Raw genomic sequence first — 18,373 nt, 5'->3', positions numbered from 1 at the left:
GCCGGGGCAAAACAGATCAACGATTGGCGAAGTACATGGTCACTTCGAAGCCAATACGCAGGTCGGTAAACGCGGGTTTAGTCCACATGGCGCGGTCCTCTTGTTATCAATACCGGTGGATTCCGGCTACCCCATTAAGCGCCGAGACAGTCCTACGCCAAATGGTACTTTGGGAGTAGTTTTTGCTGGCATTGGTAGGAAGAAATTGAAAATTAAGGAGTTTTGCTGAGGGTTAATTTTGTAAAAAAGATCAACAAAACTGGCGCCGGAATAAGCGCCTAGGGAGATACGCCACCAAGCAGGCTTGGCGCGACCTGAAGAGAAACGCCTGAATCAGCCATTCAGTGTCAAACGGATTCGAAATCCGCTGTGTCGGGGGCAATGCCAGGTGAGGCTTTAGGCCAATCCGCCCTGTTCATGAATCGGCTTTAGATGAGTCGCGAACTCATCCTCTATATCCCTGAATCCGCACCGCAGATAAAACACTGAGGCCTGCTGATTGTCGGTAAACAACCTGACCACCTGAGACTGCAGCGAGGCACGTTGCAACAATTGCAGCCGTCAACGGTTGCATGCTTCAAGTCGCGGATGTTTGAAGGGGCTCAACGAGTTGAGAAAAATTCGGCTTAATCGTCAATACGGTCGTTAATCCCCGGGCTGAGAAAATAAATCAGTTCCCCTTAACCTACCACGCACATTGCGCTTAGCGAGACGCTTCGCCCGTTTGATCCTGCTCCAGACTCGCGGCACATCCTCAAGTGGTGCCATACCGAGGCGCACAGCCCAGTAAACGCGGCCTCGGGTTTTACGCATCAGGTCCCGCTCGCCGCGATCATGTAAATCGAGAACATCTGAAATGAAACGGTAGAACCCAGCCTGGCCTAGATACTGGTCGTCCAACCACTCTAGGAACAGCTCCCACAGGTATCTGCATGCAGAAATGATGATTGCTCCGGGCACAATAGCCATCACAACAATTGGAATAAGGTTGACCCACATAAGTGAGATCAAATCCCAAACGTCTTTGACTAACTGCTCGAATGAAACGAATAGCAGCTCGCGGTCGATAGACGCGATGACAATACCCGCGATCACAGCCATGAGGCCTGTCATATACGCTGCAAAATTTGATGCCGATGGCAGACTAAAAAAGCCCATTGCCTTTCGCCACATAGGCTCCTGACCGCGAGCTTTTAATTCTCGACGCCACTCCCACTCTTCAACCAAACTCTTTACCAGCTCTCGCAAGTCGCCTTCGTGGGCAAATGTTGCTCGGATGTACCTGAGTTTTTCCTGATCGAAATCCCGGTGAGAGTTCCTGAAACCAGCAACCATTGTATTCGGGTTGAACATGCGATAGCGCCTTTGTGCGCCCTCGAAGTACACCTGGAAACATGCCGGAAGCAGCATCATTTCACAGCACAAAAAAATCACCATCTGCCAAACAGAAAGGAAGTCAAAACCATGTGTACGGCGCAAAATTACGTTTATAAGTAATAAGCCAACAATCAACGTAATCAGCAGCACACTCAGCCAGACCACGCGTGTGCCCAACGCATAGACAAGCAAAGGCCTAAACGTTTTACGGTAATGCCTGATCTTGTCGCTGATCGCCTGCATGCGGATCTCCTGCTGCTCACTTCGGTCTCGCCATAAGTAAGCGGTGGAATACCACGCAAGGTGGCGCAATGCCATAGCACGTGAGCACATTATCAAGCGAGGACGTGGCCCGGATTAGCCACCCGAGGTAGCGTTATCCGGGGCACTCTGTCACGCATGGAGAAAATCAGGGCGGTGTTTGAGGGGCCGGTGTATAAGGCCAGCAAAGTTACCGAATGAAGAAATCATGGTGGGTAACCCGCTTTGCGGGCTTACACGACCCTACGGACTCGCGGCTCATTAAGCCTGAGCTACTTCTCCAAAGCGCTCACTGGTAACTTCATCAAATAGGCCGATGGGCCCTGCAGGGTGCCGAAAAATCCGGCATGCATAAGTCAACTGCGGTCACATATCGGAATATGAGTAATCATCACCATGTACCGCGCAAACAACCAATGCCAACGAGTCATTGCTGAACCTGTCTTAAAGTGCAATTTACCTGGCAACTCAGGTAGCTAAGCATTAAGCCCGGCGTTCGACACTGACTTCTATCTGGCCATTGGCACTGGAAAACTACAATGAGCACACCTTTGAATTTGCACCGCCTGCGTACCTTTATCGACGGTTTGGCCAGACTGCTGGATCAGCAGCCGGATGAGCCCGCCATCCTCGAACAGGGTGCCGATCTCCTGCGCCAACTGGTCAGCCATGATGACTGGCTACCTGCGGAGTTCGCTCAGCCTGACCCACAGCGCTATCAGCAATACCTGCTGCACTGCGACTCGCGCCAGCGCTTTTCGGTGGTCAGTTTTGTCTGGGGGCCAGGGCAGCAGACGCCGGTGCATGATCACCGCGTTTGGGGCTTGATCGGCATGCTGCGCGGAGCCGAGCTGTCGCAGAATTTCAGCCGCCAGACCGATGGCGGCCTGCAACCTGACGGCCCGGCCATTCGCCTTGAGCCTGGCCAGGTGGAGGCGGTGTCACCCAACGTTGGTGATATCCACCGGGTGAGCAACGCTTTCAGCGATCAGACCTCCATCAGCATTCATGTCTACGGTGGCAATATCGGCGCCGTACGGCGTGCGGTGTATGCCGAAGACGGCAGCGAAAAACCCTTTATCTCCGGTTACTCCAACCTCCTCCTTCCCAATCTGTGGGATCTGTCGAAAGAGAACATCACATGAGCCAACTCGCCACACGCTCCTACGCCAGCATTCGGCAGGCTTTGCTGAATAAAGAAGAATTGGCCCTGATTGATGTACGTGAAGAAGCGCCCTTCGCTGAAGAACATCCGCTGTTTGCAGCGAACATTTCGCTGTCGCGGCTGGAGCTTGAGATTTATGCCCGCGTGCCGCGTCGCGACACACCTGTAACGGTCTATGACGACGGCGAAGGGCTGGCGGCAGAAGCAGCAAAACGCCTGAGCAAACTTGGCTATACCGATGTGGCGCTGCTTGAGGGTGGCCTGACCGGCTGGCGTGAGGCCGGTGGCGAGCTGTTTCGCGATGTGAATGTGCCGAGCAAGGCCTTTGGCGAGCTGGTGGAAAGTGTGCGTCACACGCCGTCGCTGGCAGCAGAAGAAGTCAAAGCGCTGCTGGATGCCAAGGCCGATGTGGTGGTGCTGGACGCCCGCCGTTTTGATGAATACCAGACCATGAGCATCCCCACCGGTATCAGCGTGCCGGGGGCTGAGCTGGTGTTGCGTGCCCGCGAGCTGGCGCCCAACCCGAGCACCCGCATCATCGTCAATTGCGCAGGCCGCACGCGCAGCATTATCGGCACCCAGTCGCTGGTAAACGCTGAACTGCCCAACCCGATTTCCGCCCTGCGCAACGGCACCATTGGCTGGACGCTGGCCGGGCAACAGCTTGAACACGACCAGTCGCGCCGCTTCGCTGAAGTCAGTGAAGAGACCCGTGCAAGCGCTGCGGCCTCCGCCCGCGCTGTGGCCGACAAGGCCCGCGTAGGCCGTGCCACGCTGGATGACCTGAAACGCTGGCAGGCCGAGAGCAAGCGCACCACGTACCTGTTCGACGTGCGCACGCCGGAAGAATATGAAGCCGCTCACCTGCCCGGCTCCCGCTCGACACCGGGCGGCCAACTGGTGCAAGAGACTGACCATTTCGCCAGCGTACGCGGTGCTCGAATTGTGCTGGCGGATACCGACGGCGTGCGCGCCAACATGAGCGGCTCATGGCTCGCGCAAATGGGCTGGGAGGTGTACGTGCTGGATGGTCTCCGTGATGCCGATTTCACCGCACGCGGCCCATGGCCTGCGCCACTGCCTGAGCAACCTCAGCCGCAAGCCATCAGCCCGGCCACGCTGAGTACCTGGCTGAATGAAGGCAACACACAGCTGCTGGATTTCACCACCAGCGCCAACCACGTTGCCCGGCATATTCCCGGCGCTTGGTGGGCAATCCGATCACAGCTGCCGCAAGCACTGGAGAAGATTCCGGTAGCTGAACGCTATGTGCTGACCTGTGGCAGCAGCCTGCTGGCTCGATTTGTCGTGAGTGAGTTGAGCGATCTGACCGGCAAACCGGTGTTCGTGCTGGAAGGCGGTACGGCAGCCTGGGTTGCAGCGGGCCTGCCCGTGGAAGCAGGTGAGCAGCGCTTGGCCGTGCCGCGCACAGATCGCTATCGCCGTCCTTATGAAGGCACGGATAACCCGCGTGAAGCCATGCAGGGTTATCTGGACTGGGAGTTCGGTTTGGTCGAGCAGCTTGGCCGCGATGGCACACACGGGTTTTACGTGATTTGAGACAGGTCAAAAGCCTGTAGCGACGTTAAAAACCCTGGTGGATGGCTTCGACCATCCACCCTACGCAGCGCCGATCCTGCTGGGTGTGATAAGACCGCGCTGCGGTTTATCCACCAGGATTGATAACGTTATCGCACTGCTGCGCGTTGGCCTGGCTGATGTTGCTGCCTGCCGGAACGCTGCGGGTCAGCCAGACGTTGCCGCCAATGACCGACCCTTTGCCGATGGTGATACGGCCGAGAATGGTCGCACCGGCGTAGATCACCACATCATCCTCAACAATCGGATGGCGCGGCTCACCTTTGTGCAGGTTGCCGTTTTCATCGGAGGTGAAGCGTTTTGCGCCCAGCGTCACCGCCTGATAAATCCTTACATGGTCGCCAATGATCGCAGTCTCCCCGATCACCACGCCGGTGCCGTGGTCGATAAAGAAGCTCTTGCCGATCTGCGCGCCGGGGTGGATATCAATCCCGGTGGCCGAATGCGCCAGCTCGGAGATGATCCGCGCCAGCAAGGTCAGATCAGCCTTGTACAGGTAGTGGGCGATGCGGTGATGAATCACGGCAATGATGCCGGGATAGCACAACAGCACCTCATCCACCGTACGTGCAGCCGGGTCGCCGTTGTAGGCGGCGATCACATCCAGATCGAGGCTGCGGCGCAGCTCCGGCAGGCCGGCAGCAAACTCACGAACGATCCGCACGGCGCGCTGCTCCAGGTCCTGCCCGGTTTCGCCGCGCAGGCGGGCGATGTAACGCAGTTCCAGACGCACCTGAGCCAGCAAGTTGTTCAGTGCTGTATCCAGGGTATGGCCGACGTAAAAATCTTCGCTCTCTTCACGCAGTTCGTGCGGGCCAAGGCGCATGGGGAACAAGGCACCCGTCAGGTCTTTGATGACTTGCGCAATAGCACCGGGGGACGGTAATTCCCGACCGCCCAGTTCGCGAGCACGTCCGGTGCTGCTACGCCATTCAGCACGTACCGCTCGCAGCTCATCAACGACTTGGCCCAGCTGCCAGTTGACCGGATTAGACCCGGCAATCCCCCCACGAGGATCATTTAGCTTCTCAGACATGATATTTCCTGACTCGACAGCGTTGTGGCACAGCACGTTATGCACAACAGTGGAACGACATAACCGACGCTTGTAGGTTAATCCTGTAGCCAAGGCAGGCGCCAATGCCTCCAGCCGCCATATTGGCTTTGCTGATGCTCGGCATCCCGGCACCCTTCAAATCCTTCTATGACATTGAATACCCGGGTAAAGCCTGCTTCAGCGGCGGCTTCCGCTGCTGCGGAAGAACGCTTACCACTGCGACAGAATAAACCGACGGCGGTTTCCCGGCCGGCGAGAATATCCAGCTCCTCAATGAAGCGTGGATTGTGAACCATTTGCACACCCGTCTGCCAGGCGATATGCAGTGCCCCTGGCACACGCCCGATCATGCTCAGCTCCTCATGCGTGCGCACATCTACAAGTAACAACGCCCCTTCCTCACTGAGCAACCAAGCCTCAGGGGGATACAGCAACCCTGCGTAAGACACACGAAATAAGCGGGTGCGTTCGTATGCTCGCGTAAATAACTCCTGACGCTCCATCGTAAGCACTTCACGCAGACTGGCAGGCCGTTTCAACTCATCCATTGAGGGGTACTTGGCATCCATCTTTCGTTCCTTGCCAGAAGGCTCGGGCGAAGCGGCTAAAGCACTACTGCCGCCCACTTTAAGCACCGAGCTATATAACTAAAAAATACCTACAAATTTTACGTAAATAACCAACTACGTAATTTCGACTCAGTCACTGCCTGTTCGTTTCAGACAATCTGACCACTGGAGTAGTGGCAAATTTTCCGCCGAAGTCCCGCGCCATACATCACACAAACCGCCTAGAATGCACGCTCTTTACGAGCCGGACCCACCTCTGATGTCAGTCGCAAGAATCCTTTCTATCCCCCTGTTTGCACTCGCCATGGGCGGCTTTGTTGTTGGCAGCAGCGAGTTCATCATCATGGGGCTGCTGCCTGAGCTGGCAGCCGATCTGCATGTTTCCCTGGCTGATGCAGGGCTGCTGGTAACCGCCTATGCACTTGGGGTGGTGATCGGCGCACCGCTGCTGGGCCCCTTGCTGGACCGCATCGCCAGGCGCAAAGCGGTGATTTTGCTGATGCTGGCTTACACCATCGGTAACCTCGCGTGCGCGTTGGCACCCGATTACAAATGGCTGGTGGCGGCACGCCTATTAACGGCCATCAGCCATGCTGGCTTCTTTGGTTGTGCGACCCTGCTGGCCCGCGATCTGGCACCACCGCACCGACGTGCCTCGGCCATGGCTCTGGTGATCACTGGCCTGACCATCGCCAACGTACTTGGCGTGCCGCTGGGCGCCTGGCTGGGGCAAAGCACCAACTGGCGCGTGACCTTCTTTGTTGTGGCGGGAATTGGCCTGCTGGCGTTTATTGCCCAATACCTGTGGCTACCCGCAACACCTAAACCGACTCGCAGTGAGGGCGGCGGCTGGCAAGGCATCCTACAGCGGCCTGTGCTGCATGCTTTGTTGGTGTGCTGCCTGTCGTCGGTAGCGTTGTTTGCTGTGTTCACTTACATCAGCCCGCTGCTGCGGGAAGTTAGCGGTTTCAGTGCAGAGAAAACCAACTGGGCACTGTTGTTAGTGGGGATTGGCCTGACGTTGGGCAATCTGCTGGGTGGCCGCCTGGCCGATAAGGGAATCCGTCATCCAGTGCCACTAGCCCAGACCGGAAGTATTGTTGCCCTGTTGGGGTTATTCCTGTTCCCCGACAGCAGCCTGATGGTATTAGCCAGTCTGTTGTTGTGGGGGATGGCCAGCTTTGCCATTTCCGCACCGTTGCAGGTGATTCTGGTGGAACAAGCCGGTGAGTCGGCAAGCCTGGCTGCAACCCTGAGCCATGCCGCATTCAATATGGGTAACGCCGCCGGGGCCTGGTTTGGCGGGCTGTGGCTAAGCACCCAACTGGGCCTGCCGCATTTGCCGGTCTTCGGCGTTCTGCTACTGGTCTTGACCATCGCGGTAGCTTGGACGCTGCCACGTCTGCATGCGGCGCAAGGCAAATAAATCGGTTTTAAAAACAAGGCCGCTCTCCCCCTGCTAAAGAGAGCGGCCTTAAAACCACTTAACGGGCAGTAATGACCGCCAGCTTAGTGATGCCTGCCCGCTCGATGGATGCCATGGCCTTGGCTACAATGCCGTAGCCGACTTGGTCATCCGCCTGTAATTGCACCTTGATCTCGGCATCTTTGGCTTTGGCGTCAATCAGGCTGCTTTCCAGTTGTTCGGGCTGAATCGGGTCTTTATTAATGAAGAGCTGGCCTTCACTGTCGATGCTGACCACCAGCGGGTCTTTTTGATCAGCCGGGGCAACCGCCTCGGTTTTCGGCAGGTTGATCGGGATCGAGTTGGTCAACAGTGGTGCGGTGACGATAAACACCACCAGCAGCACCAGCATCACATCCACCAACGGGGTTACGTTGATCTCGCTCAGCACTTCATCGCTGTCTTGAGTTGAGAAGGCCATATCAGGATGCCTCCTGCACTTTCAGGTTGTTCTGCACCGCAGACCGTTTGCTGCCCGGATGCACGATCACCTTAAAGGCACTCTTCTGCGCCAGGCTGTAAAAGTCGTGGGCGAAGTCATCCAGATCAGCAGCAGTGAGCTTCAGACGACGCAGAAAGTAGTTGTAAACCAGCACCGCCGGAACGGCGACGGCGATCCCAACGCCGGTTGCTACCAGTGCAGCGCCAATTGGACCTGCGACTGTTTCCAGGCTTGCATTGCCCGCAGCACTAATGCCTTTGAGTGCTTCCATGATGCCCCACACCGTGCCGAACAGGCCGATAAATGGCGATGTGGAGCCGATCGACGCCAGCACCGCCAAGCCTGACTCCAGAGAGCGGCGCTCTCGCTGAATCTGCTGACGCAGGGCCCGCTCCAGTCGGTCCTGATGATTAATGGCCTGGCTCAAGTCCCCCGGTTGGCTGGCGTCCGGCACTTGGATTGCAGCAAAGCCTGCCTGGGCCACATGGGCCACCGAGCCGGACGGGTTGTGCCCCAGCTCAGCGGCGGAGTCCAGGCTGGTCGCGCCCCAGAATTGCTTCTGGAACTTGCGGTCCTGATGGCGCTGGCGGGTGAATTGAATGCCTTTGATCAGGGCTAAGCCCCAAGTCACGACAGAGAAACCAATCAGCAGCCAGATAACGGCGTGCTCGACCGATTGCAGAGGGGAATCGACTAGCAGGTTCATGGGGTCACTCCTTACACAGTATTGGCTGTTGCCGTTATCACGTTCTTGCCTGAGCGATTTCAGGCATTCCTATCCTTGGCGTTGTGTTCAATGCAGGCGGAAATCCAGCGGCACGGTTACCCAGCCATCAATTGCCTGGTCTCCGCGCTTAGCGGGGACAAAACTCCAGCGTTTAACCGCCCGCAGTGCCGACTCATCCAACGCATCACGACCACTGCTCTTTTGAATCTGAATCTCACCCGGCTTGCCGTTGGCCAGCACATGCACCCTCAACAACACCGTCCCTTCCCATCCCCGCCGCTGAGCCAGGCCCGGATACTCCGGTGCCGGGTTGTTCAGGTAGCCCGCGTGAGCGGACGGCGGTGTTTCCTTCACAGGCGCCGGAGCAGGTGGTGCAGGCGGTGCCGGTGGTGTTTCTGTCTTGGGCGCCGGTTGCGGCGGCTCAGGCTTGGGTTGCGGTTTGGGCGCAGGTTTTGGCTGCGGCTTGGGTTCTGGTTTGGGTTTCGGCTTAGGTGGATCGGGCTTCTTCACCGCCAGTTCATCCACCACAGGCGGAGGTGGCGGTGGTGGCGGCTCAACCACCGGCGCCACGGGTTCAGGTGGTGGCGGCGCGCTGGCGAGCTCAATGGTCATGGGAGGAATCTGCACCGGCACTTCCGGCAGCACGGGCTCTTCACGCTGGCTCAACCAAAACAGCACAGCACCGTGCAGTGTCAGCGCCAGCACCCCTAGCAAAATGGCCTCACGGCGGCTGAGCAACGACTTGCCCTGACGCACACCTATACGTTGCAAGCCCAGCGCCTGGCGCAACGGAACGCCAAGATCAAACACATCGGCGGGGCTTCTTGCCTGCTGCCAAAATGTATTGTTGACCTGCTCCGCTTTAACTAAAGGCCCCATCGGCTAACTCCTGAGTGTCTAAATCAGTCTTCCCTGCTACCCGCAAACCTGCGAGTTAGAGGTCTTCGTTGAGGTAGATGATTAGCCCACGGCCTTAGCCCATAAAGTAATTTTTAATAAGATATTAATTACTTTGAGAAATATAAAATTTTAACTTATTGATTTTTAAAGTCTTTTTAAAACCATGCACTCAGGGCATTAAAAAAATGCCTCTTCAGCATTGCAAACAGCCTTCGCACAAGCCTGGATGGCTGTATTTACACAGCCGGACGCCTTGCCTCACGGGAATAACAACAGGCACTCACGCAGCAAAAAAGGCGGAAGCACCGAAGCACTTCCGCCTTTTTGTTCAACGCGACGATGGATTTAAAACGGCCGGCTCCCTGCCAGGCTAATACGCTTCATCCGCCGTCGTTGAGTGGCAGGAAACGCATTGCGGCCATGCAGGGTGGCCTGGTTGTCCCAGTAGACGATATCCCCCGCCTCCCACTTATGGGTGTAGATGAAGCGCGGGTTTTGCAGGTGCTCGCGCAGACGGGCAATCAGTGCCCTGCCCTGCTCTGGGTCATAGCCGGGGATTTCCACTTCCGTGTGCACGCTTAGAAACAGCAGGCGCTTGCCGCTGTCGGGGTGGGTGCGTACCAGCGGATGTTCGGTACCCTGAATCGGTTCGATATCAGGTGTGCGATAGGTGACAAATCCACCGCTGTAGCCATTCTTTAAGCGCACGAAGGGGTTGTAGTTGATCAGGCGCAGGCCGTCGATGGTGCGCTTGGTTTCTTCATCCAGTGCACTGTAGGCCAGCGCCAGGTTGGTGAAGTGGGTTTCGCCGCCCTCTTCCGGTACTTCCAGCGCATACAGCAATGAGCCGGAGGACGGGGTCGGTGTCCACTGGTGATCACTATGGGCAGGCAAGGCCAAGTTGCCTAACTCGCCATCACCAGTGTTGGCCACTTTGACGATCTCAGGCGCGCGGCCTTCATCATTGGAGGACAGCACAGGAAAGTCCGGGTGCGGCTGAAAGACCGAGCCGAACCAGGAGCTGAATCGCAGGTACTGTGCGTCGTCCAGTTCCTGCTTCTTAAAAATCAAAATGTGCTGTTCGTGCAAGGCCTTTTTCAGACTGAGTACTTGTTCGGCTTTCAGATCACGGCGCCCATCGAGGCCATGCACTTCGGCACCAAGTGGTGCTGCCAAAGGCTGAATATGCAGGCCTGCTACTGCTTGTTGGGGGCGCAACGGCGTAACGGTTGAAGTCATGGCGAGTACCTCCTCGTATTCCGCACTCATGACCCGCCGCCCTTGAGCAGCGGGCCTGTCGGTTTATTGCTTTTTGGTGGTGCGGCTGTGTTTGCCGTCGATGCTGACAGGTACATCACCACTCAGAGTGACGCGACGCACGATGCGATCCTGGGTGCCGTAGTCATCCACGGCGTAATGTTGGGTGGCGCGGTTATCCCAGATCGCCACATCGCCTGCTCGCCAGCGCCAACGCACGGTGTTTTCCGGGCGGATCACATAGCTCTGCAGGATGTTGAACAGCCCTTGCGATTCGGCCTGAGTGAAACCCTTAATCCGTTTAACGAAATGTCCGAGCAATAGCGTGCGCTCACCACTGACCGGATGCACACGCACCACTGGGTGTTCCGTCTCGTATACGGTTGAAACAAACACCGCACGATACGCTGTCAGCACCGCTGGATCTGTATTGCGCTTGCCCTGGGCATAGTCGTACTCGTTACTGTGAACAGCCCAGAGCTTGTCAGCCAATTCGCGCAGCTCATCCGGTAAATCGTTGTAAGCCGTAGCGGTGTTAGCCCAGAGGGTGTCGCCACCGGCAGCTGGCGCAACGACCGAACGCAGAATGGATGCTTTCGGGTAGGCATCCACAAAGGTCACATCGGTATGCCAGGAGTTAGCACGCTGACCGTTGGCACCGTCGAGTTCCAGCAGGTAGTTCGTACCTTCACGCACCGGCACAGTTGGATGGGAAATCGGCTCTCCGAGCAAGCTGGCAAAGGCTTCTTGTGTCTGATCATCCAGATGCTGATCACGGAAGAAGATGACTTTGTGCTCCACCAAAGCCGCCTGGATGGCCTCCACCACATCGGCAGGTAAATCAGCAGATAGTTGCACGCCACGGATTTCAGCACCGATACGGCCAGCTACCGGGTGGACTTCAAGTTGAGCGTGGGTCAGTTTTTGCGCGAGATTGGTCATGATGGTGTCCTCGGATAATGTCGTTAAAAGTCGTAACGCAGGGAAACGCCAGCAGTTCTGAGCTGGCCGACTGAGGCGATGTAAGCGCCATTGGTTGAGGCGAAAGTCGCCAGGTAGTAATCCTTGTCGGTGACGTTACGGACCCAGACCGAGGCATCGAACTGCCCGTCGCCCAGATCGCCACGCACCCCAGTGGAAAGGTTGAGCAAGCCGTAACCGTCGATTTTCGAAAGATCGGAGTTATCCAGCGTGCCCTCGGCCTCCGAGCGATAGGAGTAGCCGGCGGTGACGTAGGGTTGCAGGCCGTTATCCAGGTTCCAGCTGTATTCACCATTGAGGTTGCCGATCCAGCGCGAAGCCCCCACCACCCGCTCACCCGTCAGGTCGCACGTGGCATTAGGATTTACCGATGACACCTCACTCGGGCACGGCGCGTTTTTGAACGATTGGTAAGTCACATCGTTAAAGGAGCCGTTGGCGTTCAGGGTCAGCCCACGGATTGGTCGTGCGGTGGCCTCAAACTCCACGCCGCGAGAGCGCACGCTGCCAGCGTTGGCCAATACCGAAACTGGCAACAACGAGCTGCCATTCTGGGTCAGGGTGGTGGCTTGGTAACCGGTGATACCGGTCCAGAACAGGTTCGCGCTGAACAGCAAACGCTGACTAAACCAGCTGCTCTTAAAGCCTAGCTCGGCATCGTTGGCACGCTCCGGGCCCACCAGCAGCGAATCAGCTCCAAGCACCGGCGCACTGGCTACAGCCAGGTTGACCCCACCGGATTTTTCACCGTGGGACAGTGACGCGTAACCCAGCAGGTCCGGGGTGAAACGGTAACTCAAGCTGAGCAATCCGGATGGCGCTGCGTTGTGCAGGCTAAGATCGCCAGAGTTATAAGCCCCGGACTGCGCATTGCGAATAGTCAGCCCCGGGCCGGTTATATCGGCGCCACCCACCGGGTCAAAGCGCTGGACCTTGGCTTGTTTCTCTTCATAGGTGCCACGCACACCTGCAGTGAAGTCCAGCCGATCCGTCAGATGCCAAGTGCCTTGAGCAAACAGGGCATAGCTTTCGGTCTTAACTTTGCCGTTGGTTTTGCTGCTGATGTTATTCAGCGCATTAAAGCCATTGACCGCCGCCGGTAGCAGGAAGCGGTCGGCCTCCGGGCCCATTTCAGAAAACGTTTTGTTGCCAAGGTTCTGGTAGAAGAAGTAACTGCCCAGTACATAGTCAAACTTGCCGCCAGTGGGCGACGCCAGGCGGAATTCTTGGGAGAACTGCCGGTCGTGCACCTCGACCCCGGTGTTGCGGATCGCCGACACATCCAGGGTGTCGTCGTTGGCCGGGGTGAAGTTCCAGAACCGATAACCACTGATGGAGGTGAAGTTATACCCCCCGTCCAGCTTCCAGTTGGCCTCAACCGAGGTACCGCCCTGATGCACGCTGACATGCTGACGGCTGTCGAGATTGACCTTCTTATCGTCCGGGTTTCGGTGTGGCGAAGCGCCCACCAGCGCGGCCCGATCCCAGTAGCTCTGCGGCGCGCCGTACACAACCATGGTGCCGTTGCTGGAGTCTTCAGTGTTGTAATCGGCAATCCAGCGCAGGCTGAAGTCATCATTCGGCTCAAACAGCAGTTGGCCGCGCACACCTTCGCGCTCACCGCCATTGAGCTTATGGCCGTTGTAGGTGTTTTTGATGTAGCCGTCAGAGCGGCTGCGGTAAGCCGACAAACGCCCGGCGAGGGTATCGGTCAGGCCGCCAGAAATAGTGCCTTTGGTTTGAAAGTAGCCATCTTCGCCGCCTGATATTTCAAAGCTACGCTCGGGCGTGAAGGTCGGCTTACGGGTGCTGATATTCAGCACACCGGCCGTGGTGTTCTTGCCGAACAGCGTGCCCTGCGGGCCGCGCAGCAACTCAAGCTGCTCAATATCCAGCAGATCGAACACGGCCATGCCAGGACGCCCCAGATAGATATTGTCCAGATAGATACCGGCACTGCCCTCCAGGCCATCACTGGCTGGGTTATTACCAATGCCACGCACTGCTACGCTGGACTGGCGGGCATGGATAAAGCCTACGTTAACGCTGGGCAGAACCTGCTGAAGATCCTGCACCCGGTAGACTTTCTGTGACTCAAGGGTGGCACCACTGAGGGTTGTAATAGGCGTCGGTACGTCCTGTACATCCTCGACTCGCCGCCGTGCCGTTACGGTGACCTTACCCAGGGCGACATCATCAGCCGCGGCCTTACGTGCCTTTACCGAGTTGGGGTTGACCGCTGCGTTCACAGCCTCTGTTGAGTCGTCTGCTGACGTGGGCTCCTGCCCCAAAGCAAAACTTGGAGAGGCCAACAACAGCAGCATGCACAGGGCTGAGTCTGATTTAGGCAATCGCCATCGGCTGATTGAGCGAGACAACGGAGTATCGATAAATGATCGGTTCAGACGCATTGGCAATGTTCCTTTTTATTCAGCCTGCGGCTGATCGCAGGCAACAGGTGTCCGCATCACCTCAAGGTGATGGAGCGCAAATTGAGAATTCGGTAGAGGTAGGTGTTCAGCCGGGGGCTGTTTAAATCCGCTGCATACAGCACATCGGTGCTGTGTCATTGCTCGTCATTTCAATCGCGTTGAGAGTCTTTGCTTGTGTCATGGCTAGCCCCTGTTAACAGCGCTCTATGCTTATTCTATTAAGATCTACTTATCTTTAAGAACATACATTGACGGAATAAGAGCATGCATTTAAAACCAGCACCTAAACCACAGCAAATGCCTTCGCCCTATATTTTCAATGCAAGGAATGCATCATGGACTTACGCCAACTGCGCTACTTTTTAGCCCTGACTGAACACCGCAGTTTTGTCCGTGCAGCGGATGCCATGGGCATCACCCAGCCAGCCTTCAGCCGGTCTATCCAAGGCCTTGAACACGAGCTGGGCTGCCAGTTGGTGGACCGCGGCAGCAAAGATCTACGCCCGACGCCTGAGGGCCGCGTGGTGCTGCAACATGCCTTGGCGCTGGTACGCGGCGCCAGCAACCTGGCCAACGAGATCAACCAGATGACCAAGCTGGATGCGGGCGAACTGCACTTCGGCTGCGGCCCCGCCCTGGCGGCCAAGCTTGTGCCCACGGCATTGCTGGAGTTCATGCAGCGCTACCCACATATCCATACCCGCATCGAAGTCGATAATTGGGAAAGCCTGAGCCGCAGCCTCAACCGCGACGAGATCGAATTCTTTATTGCTGACGTGCGCCACTTCGAATCAGACCCCAGCCTGCAAACCCGCCTACTGCGTCCACGTGGCGGCCTGTTCTTCTGCCGTCCGGGGCACCCCCTGCTGGAGAAGGAGAGCCAGTCCACCAATGATCTGTTCGATTACCCGCTGGCTGCCTCACGCCTGCCTGCTGGCGTGCATAAAGCGTTGGCCAACCTCAGCGGCAAGACACGGCTTGAGCAGCATGTTGAATGTGAGTACTTCCCTCTTCTGCTGGAGTTGGCACGCAACAGCAACACCATCGGCCTGAGCACTCAGGAGGCCATGCTTGAGTACCTTGCCCGGGGCGAGTTCGTACAGCTGCACCTGCGCAATTTGCCCAGCGATCTGGAGAGCCTTAAAGCGCATTGCGGCATTGTCAGCCGCGCCGGTTACCGGCTATCTCCGGCGGCCAACGCGATGATTGAATTGCTGGTGAAGCTGGATCAGGGTGTGGATCAATTCAGAGCCGCTTAAGCTGAATAACACTGAGATGTCATCTGCCTTGATGACGTCCTTTTTTGCGCTGCCACACGGCTGAAACTTGTGTCTGTCAAGCGGATCAAAACCCGCGCAAACCGCTCTGGAACAGGCCCTGCACGTCAGTCACAACGCTGAGCAGTAACCTGCAAACCTACTCCTGCCGTTAATGCGGTGCGTCCCTAATCTGTTGAGACATACCTACAACATCGACGTGCCTCGCCTTCAGGGGAAGGATTACTCCTGAAATCCGGACGGCTATGGAGTTACAGATGATCGGATCAAAATGTTCTCCACCCATGCTTGTTGCGCTGTTTTTTGCTTGGCTACTTACTACCTCCGCCTCAGCCGATAATTCGGGGGTTACGCCAGCACTGCACTCCCTCGCGGATGCCATGGTCTGGACATCCCTTGAGCAATGCTCCAGTACTTACGATCAAGTTCTCAGGCGCACCCAACTCGCCGTCGACGCGGTGAAGTCAGACAGTTCGCACAATTCACACAGCAAAGCCTATATCCGTTTTCTCAAGCGCGACCTCAGCGACAAACTGGAGTCCTTAACAGAAGAAATCACTTACCTACGCGAGCGCTGTACAGCCCCTGACTACGACAACAGCAGCGTGAGTCTGGAGCGTGTTAACCGGCTGAACCAGATGCTGCAGGAGTGGCGTGCAACCATTCTCTGGGCCAGCAAGACTATTGAGACGGGCGACTATCCGGATATGTATAAAGTGCTCCGGGCTGAAACACTGGTTCCTGTCAGTCACCCACAGCCTGGCCAGACCATCAGGGACTGCGCCGAGAGTTTCTGTCAGGCGCTGGTGGTTATCCCGCCCGGCAACTTCATCATGGGTGGCAGTGAGGCCGAGGCTGTCAATGAACGCGTCAACCCGGTGGTGATCCCTTGGGAGCGTCCGCAACACCTGGCCTTTGTCATCAAACCCTTCGCGCTATCCAGCACAGAGGTCACGCTCGGCGCCTTTCGCCAGTTTGTAAAAGAAACCGGCCACAGCCTACCGGACGGTTGCACTACGCTGTCCCCACCGTCTGTAACGGGAGGCACTACGGCAACGCTGACGTTCACGCCGGGCGTCACCTACGAGCACCCGGGGTTTGCCCAGACTGACGACCACCCAGTTGTCTGTGTTCGAGTTGAAGACGCCAGGGCCTATGCCAAGTGGCTGTCAAAAAAAACCGGGCAACACTACCGCCTTCCAACCGAAACGGAATGGGAATACGCCACCCGCGCAGGCACCCAGACCACCTTTTTCTGGGGCAATAACCGTGACGATGCCTGCAGCTATGCCAACGTCTACGACCAAACCAGTGACGCGCAATACCGTTATGGTTTCTCCCGTTTCGAGTGCACAGACTCGGCTGTCAGTACTGCCCCGGTAGCCAGCTACCAGCCTAATCGCTTTGGCCTGCACGATATGCTGGCCAACGCCCGCGAATGGGTCGATGACTGCTGGCACTACGGCTATGAGTCGGCACCTATAGATGGCAGTCGCTGGGGTGAGGAAAACGGTGGTCTGTGCCGTTTTGGTGTACTGCGCGGCGGGGCCTGGTCTTACAACACAGCGAATGTCAGGGTGGCTTACCGCAACGCTTACCTATCCTCCCAGGCTCGCTCGTTTATGTGGGGTTTCCGTCTGGCCAGGGATCTGTAACCGGAAAGCAGATGCAAATAAAAACGGAGAGCCATATGGGCTCTCCGTCTTATATCGCTCACTCACACTCAGCGGCTGGCCTGAGTCGGTACAGACTCAACCGCAGCAGGGGCTGCCTGTGCTTTCAGCGCTGCATCCAGAAACTCGCTCTGCACCCAGTCTTTAACCTGGAAGCCTTTGCGAATCAGACGCTGTTCGGCCGCGATATTGACGCCCTTTTGCAGACGGTCGAGGAATGCCTGATCAAGGTGTGGGTCGAAGAGGTCAGCGAACTTGCCATCACCGTAGCTTTTCTCCAGCAGGCCTGCCGGGTAACCGGCGCGTTCAGTGACGTCCTGCAGATAACCCGCGCGGTTCTGTTCATCACGTAACCAGTTCACCGCCTTTTGCTGGACCTTAAGCAGGCGCGCGGTAACCTCTGGGTACTGATCCACAAACTTACCGGTGCCCAGCAAGACCGTCAGCGCACTGCCCTCGCCATTGAGGTTATCGGTATTGAGTGGCAGCTCGGCCAAGCCTTTTGCGTTAAGGGCAATCAGGTCGAAGATGCCCCAGGTCGCGTCAATCTGTTTAGCCGCCAAGGCCGCTCCGGCCGCATTGGTATCCAGATTGATCACTTGCAGATCACGCTCTTTCAGCCCCTCAGTGGCCAGCGCTGTGTCAAAGCTGGTTAGCTGTCCCTTTAAAAATCGCTACGCGCTTGCCTTTGAGGTCGCTCAACGTCTTGATGCCAGAGCCCGGCACAACGCCCAAGTAGTATTTGATGTTGCGTGCACTAGCACTTAGCAAGCGAGTGTCGAGGCCGTTGGCCTTGCCGATGATGGCCGCCAGATCGCCCAGGTAGGCGAAATCAATCTGACCGTTGGCCAGCGCCTCATTGATCACCGGGCCTGCACCTTTGAAGAAATTCCACTGTACCTTGATGCCGTCTGCGGCGAACTCCTCTTCAAAGATCTTCTGTGTAGTCAGCACATCCACGCCCCCTCCACCTGTGGGCTTATTACCCACACTGAGGTCTGGTACTGCGATACGAATCTCTTTAGGCAGCTCGGCAGCGCTTGCCAGTTGACCATACGCGGTGAGCACCTCCACCAGTACAGGGGCAGCGAGCGCCCCAAAAACACGCACAAAACGACTTTTCATTGATGTATTTCCCTGTGCTCGCAAGACGCCGGATGGCTTTGACGGGCAGACAATAAGCACAAGGTT

The 18,373-nt window shown here is 56.9% G+C and carries 15 protein-coding genes and 1 pseudogene; 5 read left to right on the top strand and 11 right to left on the bottom strand.

The features are described from left to right. Positions 1-16: 16 nt before the first annotated feature. A complete protein-coding gene (pqqA, locus tag WG219_08315; protein WXL27971.1) occupies positions 17-88 on the bottom strand; it encodes a pyrroloquinoline quinone precursor peptide PqqA in 72 nt (23 codons plus the stop codon). Positions 89-645: 557 nt separating this feature from the next. Then, positions 646-1,620, bottom strand: coding sequence for a hypothetical protein (locus tag WG219_08310; protein ID WXL27443.1), 975 nt, complete (start codon positions 1,618-1,620; stop codon positions 646-648). A 557-nt stretch (positions 1,621-2,177) separates the two neighbouring features. Here WG219_08310 and WG219_08305 point away from each other — a divergent pair. Both WG219_08305 and WG219_08300 read left to right on the top strand, forming a co-directional pair. Then, on the top strand, positions 2,178-2,783 hold the full coding sequence (locus WG219_08305; GenBank protein WXL27442.1) for a cysteine dioxygenase: 606 nt from the start codon (positions 2,178-2,180) through the stop codon (positions 2,781-2,783). Beyond that, positions 2,780-4,363, top strand: a complete 1,584-nt coding sequence (locus tag WG219_08300) for a rhodanese-related sulfurtransferase (GenBank protein ID WXL27441.1) — start codon at positions 2,780-2,782, stop codon at positions 4,361-4,363. Before WG219_08305 ends, WG219_08300 begins: the two co-directional genes overlap by 4 nt. 106 nt (positions 4,364-4,469) lie before the next feature. On the opposite strand, the gene epsC is transcribed toward WG219_08300, so the two are convergent. Both epsC and WG219_08290 read right to left on the bottom strand, forming a co-directional pair. Further along, positions 4,470-5,438, bottom strand: coding sequence for a serine O-acetyltransferase EpsC (gene epsC, locus WG219_08295; protein WXL27440.1), 969 nt, complete (start codon positions 5,436-5,438; stop codon positions 4,470-4,472). A 77-nt stretch (positions 5,439-5,515) separates the two neighbouring features. Then, complete coding sequence (locus tag WG219_08290; GenBank protein ID WXL27439.1) at positions 5,516-6,028, bottom strand: rhodanese-like domain-containing protein; 513 nt, start codon at positions 6,026-6,028, stop codon at positions 5,516-5,518. A gap of 259 nt (positions 6,029-6,287) precedes the next feature. Here WG219_08290 and WG219_08285 point away from each other — a divergent pair, with 259 nt between their 5' ends. After that, positions 6,288-7,454, top strand: coding sequence for an MFS transporter (locus WG219_08285; protein WXL27438.1), 1,167 nt, complete (start codon positions 6,288-6,290; stop codon positions 7,452-7,454). Positions 7,455-7,512: 58 nt separating this feature from the next. On the opposite strand, the gene WG219_08280 is transcribed toward WG219_08285, so the two are convergent. The 6 genes from WG219_08280 to WG219_08255 all read right to left on the bottom strand — a co-directional run bounded on the left by WG219_08280 (position 7,513) and on the right by WG219_08255 (position 14,124). Then, positions 7,513-7,914: a biopolymer transporter ExbD gene (locus WG219_08280; protein WXL27437.1), complete on the bottom strand. Its 402-nt coding sequence runs from the start codon at positions 7,912-7,914 to the stop codon at positions 7,513-7,515. Position 7,915: 1 nt separating this feature from the next. Further along, positions 7,916-8,641 (bottom strand): MotA/TolQ/ExbB proton channel family protein, encoded by a 726-nt coding sequence (locus tag WG219_08275; GenBank protein ID WXL27436.1) that lies wholly within the window; start codon positions 8,639-8,641, stop codon positions 7,916-7,918. Between the two features lie 87 nt (positions 8,642-8,728). Then, positions 8,729-9,541: an energy transducer TonB gene (locus WG219_08270; protein WXL27435.1), complete on the bottom strand. Its 813-nt coding sequence runs from the start codon at positions 9,539-9,541 to the stop codon at positions 8,729-8,731. 366 nt (positions 9,542-9,907) lie between these two features. Then, positions 9,908-10,801 carry a TauD/TfdA family dioxygenase gene (locus WG219_08265; protein ID WXL27970.1) on the bottom strand — a complete coding sequence of 298 codons (894 nt, stop codon included), beginning with the start codon at positions 10,799-10,801 and terminating at the stop codon, positions 9,908-9,910. 63 nt (positions 10,802-10,864) lie between these two features. After that, positions 10,865-11,761, bottom strand: a complete 897-nt coding sequence (locus tag WG219_08260; GenBank protein ID WXL27434.1) for a TauD/TfdA family dioxygenase — start codon at positions 11,759-11,761, stop codon at positions 10,865-10,867. A 23-nt stretch (positions 11,762-11,784) separates the two neighbouring features. After that, entirely contained in the window at positions 11,785-14,124 is a 2,340-nt protein-coding gene (locus tag WG219_08255) for a TonB-dependent receptor (GenBank protein WXL27969.1), read from the bottom strand. Positions 14,125-14,567: 443 nt separating this feature from the next. Here WG219_08255 and WG219_08250 point away from each other — a divergent pair, with 443 nt between their 5' ends. Both WG219_08250 and WG219_08245 read left to right on the top strand, forming a co-directional pair. Continuing rightward, positions 14,568-15,491 carry a LysR family transcriptional regulator gene (locus WG219_08250; protein ID WXL27433.1) on the top strand — a complete coding sequence of 308 codons (924 nt, stop codon included), beginning with the start codon at positions 14,568-14,570 and terminating at the stop codon, positions 15,489-15,491. A gap of 275 nt (positions 15,492-15,766) precedes the next feature. Further along, on the top strand, positions 15,767-17,164 hold the full coding sequence (locus WG219_08245) for a formylglycine-generating enzyme family protein (GenBank protein WXL27432.1): 1,398 nt from the start codon (positions 15,767-15,769) through the stop codon (positions 17,162-17,164). Between the two features lie 68 nt (positions 17,165-17,232). On the opposite strand, the pseudogene WG219_08240 reads toward WG219_08245, so the two are convergent. Then, positions 17,233-18,307 (bottom strand): annotated as a pseudogene (locus tag WG219_08240) (ABC transporter substrate-binding protein). Positions 18,308-18,373 lie beyond the last annotated feature (66 nt).

This window comes from Pseudomonas mendocina, from assembly GCA_037482215.1.
GTDB classification, from domain to species: Bacteria; Pseudomonadota; Gammaproteobacteria; order Pseudomonadales; family Pseudomonadaceae; genus Aquipseudomonas; species Aquipseudomonas mendocina_E.
Note: the sequence above shows the minus strand (reverse complement) of the source record. Positions and strands in the feature narration are given on the sequence as shown.